8 protein-coding genes are annotated in these 6,848 nt (G+C 71.8%); 2 read left to right on the top strand and 6 right to left on the bottom strand.

The window, feature by feature from the left end; translation table 11 throughout:
- Positions 1-265 precede the first annotated feature (265 nt).
- Positions 266-529, top strand: coding sequence for a hypothetical protein (locus tag G398_RS0114990; protein ID WP_026854197.1), 264 nt, complete (start codon positions 266-268; stop codon positions 527-529).
- Between the two features lie 57 nt (positions 530-586).
- Here the strand turns inward: G398_RS0114990 and G398_RS0114985 are convergent, their stop codons facing one another.
- From G398_RS0114985 to G398_RS20930, 6 genes are all read right to left on the bottom strand, one after another.
- Entirely contained in the window at positions 587-1,582 is a 996-nt protein-coding gene (locus tag G398_RS0114985; protein WP_026854196.1) for an alpha-ketoacid dehydrogenase subunit beta, read from the bottom strand.
- Positions 1,583-1,593: 11 nt separating this feature from the next.
- Entirely contained in the window at positions 1,594-2,577 is a 984-nt protein-coding gene (locus G398_RS0114980; RefSeq protein ID WP_211229104.1) for a thiamine pyrophosphate-dependent dehydrogenase E1 component subunit alpha, read from the bottom strand.
- Positions 2,578-2,643: 66 nt separating this feature from the next.
- Positions 2,644-3,627, bottom strand: a complete 984-nt coding sequence (locus G398_RS22080) for a hypothetical protein (protein WP_052572087.1) — start codon at positions 3,625-3,627, stop codon at positions 2,644-2,646.
- A gap of 13 nt (positions 3,628-3,640) precedes the next feature.
- The gene (locus G398_RS0114970; RefSeq protein WP_026854194.1) at positions 3,641-4,210 is read right to left on the bottom strand and encodes a hypothetical protein; all 570 of its coding nucleotides are present in this window, start codon (positions 4,208-4,210) and stop codon (positions 3,641-3,643) included.
- Positions 4,211-4,349: 139 nt separating this feature from the next.
- A complete protein-coding gene (locus G398_RS0114965; RefSeq protein ID WP_026854193.1) occupies positions 4,350-5,696 on the bottom strand; it encodes a GAF domain-containing protein in 1,347 nt (448 codons plus the stop codon).
- Positions 5,693-6,214 carry a hypothetical protein gene (locus tag G398_RS20930; protein ID WP_052572086.1) on the bottom strand — a complete coding sequence of 174 codons (522 nt, stop codon included), beginning with the start codon at positions 6,212-6,214 and terminating at the stop codon, positions 5,693-5,695. The genes G398_RS0114965 and G398_RS20930 overlap by 4 nt, the downstream gene beginning before the upstream one ends.
- Before the next feature lie 93 nt (positions 6,215-6,307).
- Between G398_RS20930 and G398_RS0114955 the strand changes: the two genes are divergently transcribed.
- Positions 6,308-6,763, top strand: coding sequence for a bacteriohemerythrin (locus G398_RS0114955; protein WP_026854192.1), 456 nt, complete (start codon positions 6,308-6,310; stop codon positions 6,761-6,763).
- Positions 6,764-6,848 lie beyond the last annotated feature (85 nt).

Raw genomic sequence — 6,848 nt, 5'->3', positions numbered from 1 at the left:
CGCCTATGTGGGGGGCCGGAGAAAGACCGGCGGCTGGCGAAGCCAGACGCAGTTCGAATCCTCCCGTGCGAGTCGATCAGACCGTCGGTGCCGTCGGCGTGATTCGGGCTTGCGCACGGCCCCAGTGGCCCCGACCGAATCCCCCCCGCCGACCGCAAACTTAACAACACTTAACACAAGACCTGCATCGAGCTGGTTCGATAATGGGCCCAATGGTCATCTACCAGGGCGCCGCATCCACGAATCCAACCGCTCGAGGCCGGACATGAAGCTCGTCGAGGGACCCCAGGCCGGATCCAAGCAAGGGGAGGGCAGGACGCGGAGCTTTTCGCGGCCGAGGCTGCTCACCCGCCGCAGCGATCAGGTCGTCGAGGCGCGCGACGGATTCGGCCGCCTTCTTGCCCACTACAACCCCAGGACCAACGAGACGCGCGATTACCGCGGCGAGCTCCTGGGCATGGGCAACCGGCTCCAGCGGATCCTCCTGTCGGTGGGTCCCATCCTGCATCCGGAACCGGCGGAGCACTGAGCCGGGCCCAGTGACCTCCGGCGCCGGAGCACCGGAGGTCCCGAGGTCGGATCTCCCTCACCAGATCGGCGCCGCCTCCAGGTTCCGCGCCGCGAGCTGCCGGGCGGCCTCGGCGATGGCGTCCGCCTGGGGGGCGAAGGCCTGCTCCAGGGGGTAGCTGGCGGAGACGGGCGCATCGGGGCCCGTGAGGCGGACGAGGGGGGCCTTGAGAGACTCGAAGGCCTGCTCGGAGATCAGAGCGGCGATCTCGGCGCCCACACCGCAGAGGCGACTGGCCTCGTGGACGATGACGGCGCGGCCGGTCCGGCGCACGGAGGCCAGGATGGTGGCCTCGTCGAGGGGCTTCAGGGTGCGCAGGTCCACCACCTCGGCGGAGACGCCCTGCCCCGCCAGGGTCTCGGCGGCGGCCAGGCAGGCGTGGACGGTCTTGGCGTAGGAGATGAGCGTGACGTCCGTGCCCTCGCGGCAGATGGCCGCCTGGCCCAGGGGGACCATGGTCTCGTCTCCGGCCTCCTCCCCGGGCACGTCGCCGGGCGTGAAGAGCAGGCCGATGTCCATGAAGAAGAGGACGGGGTTCTCGTCGCGGATGGCGGCCTTCATGAGGCCCTTGGCGTCCGCGGGCGTGGACGGCATCACCACCTTGAGGCCCGGGGCGTGGACGAACCAGGCCTCCAGGTTGTGGTTGTGCTGGGCGCCCACGCTCCAGCCCCCGCCGGTCATGGCGAGCGCCACCATGGGAAACGAGAACTGCCCGCCGGACATGTAGCGCAGCTTGCCCGCGCTGTTCACCAGCTCGTCCATGGCGAAGCAGAGGAAGGGAGCGAAGGTCAGGTCCACCACCGGGCGCAGGCCCGTGGCCGCCGCTCCGGCGGCTGTGCCGGTGATGATGCCCTCGGCCAGGGGCGTGTTGCGCACGCGGGCCGGCCCGAAGGCCTTGAGCAGGCCCTTGCGCTTGGTGGCGGTGCCCTCGCCGAACATCAGCACGCGGGGATCGCGGGCCATCTCCTCGTGGAGGGCGGCTTCGACGGCGTCGTGGAAGGTCATCTGGGTCATGGACGGGCTCCTCAGGCGTAGACGCCGGCGGCGAGGTCGGAGAGGTCGGGATAGGGGGAGGAGGTGGCGAACTCGGCGGCCGCGTCGATGGCGTGGCGGGCCTGGGCATGGAGGGCCTCAAGGCTGGCCGTGGTCAGCTCGCCATCGGCCAGGAGGCGGGCCTCCAGGCGGGCGATGGGGTCCTTGGCCAGCCAGGCCTCGAGCTCGGCGGGGTCCACGTAGGACTGGTCGTGGGGCTCCATGTGGCCGCGCTGGCGGTAGGTCCAGGCCTCCAGCAGGAAGGGGCGGCGGGTCTCGCGCACCTGGGCGGCGGCCTGGAGCGCGGCCTTGCGCACGGCCTCCACGTCGTTCCCGTCCACCGTGAGGCTCTCGATGCCGTAGGGCGCGGCCCAGGGAGCCACGAAGTCGCCTTTCATGGTCTCCGTGCGGTGCACGAAGGCCTGCCACTGGTTGTTCTCGCAGACGTAGAGCACGGGCAGGTTCCAGACGGAGGCCAGGTTCAGGGACTCGTGGAAGATGCCCTCGCAGGCGGCGCCGTCGCCGAAGAAGCAGACCACGATGCCCTCGCCGCCCAGCATGGCCCGGGAGAGCGCCACGCCCGGCGCCAGGGAGAGCTCGCCGCCCACGATGGTGGAGGTGAGCACCACGCCCAGCTCTTTGACCGAGATGTGCAGGGTGCCGCTGCGGCCCTGGCAGTAACCCGTGCTGCGCCCCATGACCTCGGCCAGCATGCGGCCGGGGTCGGCGCCCCGGGCCAGCAGGTGGCCGGCGCTGCGGTGGTTGGTGAGGATCTGGTCCTCGGCCCGCAGGGCCGAGACCACGCCCACGGCGGCGGCCTCCTGGCCCACGGAGGTGCAGACATTGGGGAAGGGGCCCGCGGCATGGAAGGCCACGATCTGCTCTTCGTAGGCCCGGATCTTCAGCATGGCCGAGAGCAGGTCCAGGCGGGTGGGCGCGGGCGGCGGGGTGGATGGGGTGTCGGCGGACAGACGCAAGGCGGACCTCCAGAGGGGAGACGGGAAGCAGAGGGGAGACGGGAAGGACGTTCGGGAAGGAGAGGTTCAGTGCGACGGCAGGGGGGCCATGCCGGCGATCCAGCGGCGGATGTGTTCGACGGCAGCCTGGTCCACGCGCACGGAACCCAGGGGCGGCATCTGGGCGATGGCCCCGCGGGAGGCCATGCGGTGGAGGAGGGCGCTGCGCTCCGGGTGGCCGGGGCTGAGGAGACGGCTCTCCGGCTGGCCGGGCACGGGGAAGCTCCCGGGTCCCAGGGCCGTGCGGAGGGCATGGGCCGGGCGCAGGTCCAGGTCCAGGCCCGGGATGGGCCGGTCCCCCCGGTGGCAGGTGGCACAGTTGGACATCAGGTAGCCCAGGGCCGTGCGGGCCGCCGGCGGGGCCTCGATGCGGGGCGGACGGGAGGCGAGGTCCGGCCGGGCGCCGCGGAGGAGGCCCCGGGCCGCCAGCTCCTTCAGGGTGACCATGCCGGGCCGGAGGGGCTCGGCGTGGAGGGCTCCGGCATCGCGATCCGGCGAGAGCTGGAGGGCCGTGAAGCCCAGAACCTCCACCTTCTCCCGGCCGTGGCAGTCGCGGCAGTCGGAGCGCGAGGGGATGGTGTGGCGCAGGCCCGGCGCCACCTCGGCGGCGTCGGGCTGGCCTCCCTCGGGCACGAGGACGGCCTCGGTCTGGGCCTCGTTCCAGGCGTAGGTGGCGAAGACCCAGGTGGCCGGTCCCGTCTTCCAGAGCAGGCGCGTCTCCACCTTCCGGCCTCCGAAGGCGAACTCCTTCCAGGCCTTGGTGCCCACGGGGAACACCCAGCCCGCCTCGTCGCGGCCGTCGATGGCGGCGGGCAGGTGGATCCAGCGGGCCTTGGCGGCGCCGTCGGTCCACAGCGGGTACTGGGGCGCGTAGGCCAGGTTCCGGGCCGCCACCACCCCGGGGGCCGCGTAGAGGCCGGTCTGGGAGAGCAGGCGGGGCGGGGCGGGGGCCTTCGCGGTCCCCGGCGTGGCGCCGAGGACCAGGAGGGCCGGGAGGAGGAGGGCGCGCATGGCGGGTTCCGGATCAGTGCATGGGGATGGGCGTCGGGGCGGGCTCGAGGGGGGCCGGCACCTTGTTGCGGATGGCGGGGATGGACTGCAGGTAGGCGAAGATGGCCTTCAGGTCCGCCTCGGTGGCTTTCTGGAGGTTCTGGATGGGCATGGGGGGCAGGATGGCGCGGCCCTGGCCCAGGTGGCGGCCGCTGCGCACCATCTGGAGGAACTGGGCCTCGGTCCAGGCGCCCAGACCCGTCTCCTTGTCCGGCGTCAGATTGGCGGAGTAGCTCACGCCCCAGGGACCCGTGAAGGCGGTCATGGTCAGGGAGCCGGCCCAGCCCCAGGGGCCTTCGGCCAGCTTCGGCGCCGGCGGCATCTTCAGGCCCTCGGGGTGGCCGGAGAGCATGCGGGTCATGTCCGGCTCGGGCCCCTTGGGGCTCATCTTCAGGGGCGTGTGGCAGTCGTGGCAGCCCGCGATGGTGACCAGGTAGCCCCCGTGCTGGATCTGCTTCTGCCGGGCCGGAGGGGCGGCCTGCAGGGCGCAGGCGCCGAGGACGAGGCCGAGGACGGCCAGGGGAAGGGGGCGGTTCAGGGTCATGGTGGCCTCATCAGGAAAGTCGGGATTCGAAACCCGATGAGGGATATATGACACCGCCAATGATCGGTTTATAGGTTTTTTCCATCCTTAAGAAAGAATTAGCAAGCCTTTAAGGATGTTTTAAGAAAGAGCATGTCCCTCAGGCCCCGGAGTCCATGTCCTCCAGTTCCAGGGGCCGGGTGACCAGCAGCCGGAAGCGGCCGCGGCCCGTCTTCTCGAGCTGCACGCAGGCCCGCCGCTCCGCCAGCCGGCGGTGGAGGAGGACGAGGCGGGCCTCCAGGTTGTCGCTCTGGTCCGGCAGGCGCACCCGGGGGTCGGCGCGCAGCTCCCGGTTGCTGAACTGGGTGCGGCCCAGGGTCTGATGGTCCTGGAGCAGGGTCCAGAGGATGTTCCCGGCCACGCCCTTGATGAGGTAGTCGTCCCCCAGGAAGACGCTGTCGTTGGCGGCGTAGTGCCGCACCCGCAGGGGAACCCCGTCCGGCCGCGGCTCGCGGCCCCCGGCGGGTTGGCTCTCCTCCCCCAGCTCCAGCTCCGCCAGGAAGAGGCGGAAGAGGCCGCCCACCTGGGTGGCCAGGGCCACCAGGGCGTCCTCGTCCGCGTGGGTGAAGCGCATCTCCGTGGGGCTCTCTGCGAAGAGCACGCCGATGGGTTCCCGGGCGCCGGGGATGGGCACCGCCAGCTGGCTGCCCGGCGCGGCCAGGCCCGGGAAGGGGATCTCCGTCTCCAGGAGGTCCCCGAGCCCCCGCCGCTCGGCCCCCTCGCGCTGGGCGAGGCCGTAGGCGTACTCGGAGGTCATGTGCGAAATGCGGATGGGGTTCCGCTCCCGGGCCGCCACGCCGATGACGCCGTCGCCCAGGCGGAGCTCCGAACCCACGCCCGAGGCCGGGTAGCCGCGGCTGGCCACGGTGTAGAGCCGGTCCCGGCCGGGATCCAGCATCATCACCAGGGCGTGCTCGATGCGGAAGTGGGCCTGCAGGCCGTCCAGCAGCGCGTCCAGGAGGGACTCGGCATCGGGGCTCTGGGGCAGGCGCGCCATGCAGGTCCGCAGGGCCAGGAGCGGATCCACGGCGGGGGGCTGCGCGGGCAGCGTGCTTCCCGGCACCACCTCGGACCGCTCGATGCGGTAGATGTCCGAGCCCAGCAGGCGGAAGACGCCGCTCATGCCCGTGTGGGAGGCGATGCCCGCCAGCTTGGCCTTCATGGATTCGAAGACGGGCCCGCTGGTCTCCGTGCGCTCGTAGACCAGGTGGACCCGGTACTGCTGGGCCGTCTGGGGGTGGATGAGGCCGAGGGTGACCCGGGGATTGGCCAGCAGGTTCTGGCGGGTACGGTTGAAGAACTGGTACGAGAGGGCCAGGTGCTGATCGTCCAGGTACTGGCCCTGGGACATGTAGGCCACGTTGGGCGTGCCGTCCGGGGCGCAGGTGGAGACCACGCCCGGGATGACCCCGTCTAGGCAGTCGCGCAGGGCGCGGGTGGGGATCATGGGGCCCCCGGGGGCGGAGCCACCATCGGCGACAGGGGGGCGCCGGCCTGGGCGCCCGGCGTCCCGTTGAAGGCGGCGGTGGGGGTGAAGGCCAGGGCCACGAGATCCGCGTCCGGGCAGTCGAGCAGGGTCCGCACCATGGTCTCCGTGAAGCCCAGGAAGGCCAGGCACTGCGCGAAGGCATCCCGGTAGGCCCGGACGCGGGCCAGGTCCCCCTCCGCGAGGGGCACCACCCGGGCGTCCCGGCCCTTGACCTGGACGGTCCGGTGGGTGGGGGGCTCGCTGAAGACCACGGCCAGGGCCCGGCTGTGGGCCACGTCCCGGAGGAGGTCCGCCGCCTGGCGGGAGGAGAAGAACACGGCCACCTGCCCGCCGCCGGGATCCACCCGGCATCCGAAAGCCCGGCACAGGCTGGGGGTTCCGTCCGCGCCGCCCGCGCCCGCATTGATGGACACCCCGCTCATGAGGAAGCGGGCCGTGTCGGGATCCAGGCGGAAGCCGGGGGTGGGCGAGGGCATGGTCGGTGATTTTATCCAACTCCGGCCGCGGCGTACCTTGCCAATCCGCCCCGTCAATCGGCGGCGGATCCGCAGGCTGGGCGCGGCTTTCCGATGCTCTGGTATTCTTTGAATGTGAACCCCGCCCATGCCCCTCGCAGCGCCAGGCCCCCCGCGGGCTGGCGCCGGCAGCTCGAGACCGGGCTGGAGCCCCTCGACCGCCAGCACCGGGACCTCCTCGAGGCCCTGGCCCACCTGGCCGGAGCCGTCGAGGCGGGCGCGCCCAAGGCGAAGCTGGAGGAGGAGCTGGCCTTCCTGGCCCGGCACCTCATCAAGCACTGCCAGACAGAAGAGACCCTCATGCGGGAGGCCGGATTCCCCGGGCGCGTCGCCCACGCGAACCAGCACCAGGAGCTGGTGCACCTGGTGCGTGACCTCCAGTACCGGCAGGCCAAGGGCCAGTCCCCGGATCTGGAGGCGCTCTCGCGGATCGGGATCGGGCTGGACCAGCACATCTGCGAGTCGGACCTCGCCATGGCGGGATACCTGAAGGCGCTCCACGCGGTGTGAGGGGGGACTTTCAGGGCGCTGGTGGGGGCGCCGACCCACTTCACGCTGGATTCGAACCGCCATCGGCTGGCCCCGCCCACGACGG

Source organism: Geothrix fermentans DSM 14018 (assembly GCF_000428885.1).
Classification (GTDB): Bacteria; Acidobacteriota; Holophagae; order Holophagales; family Holophagaceae; genus Geothrix; species Geothrix fermentans.
The sequence above is the reverse complement of the archived record's forward strand: the minus strand, read 5'-3'. Positions and strand labels throughout refer to the sequence as shown.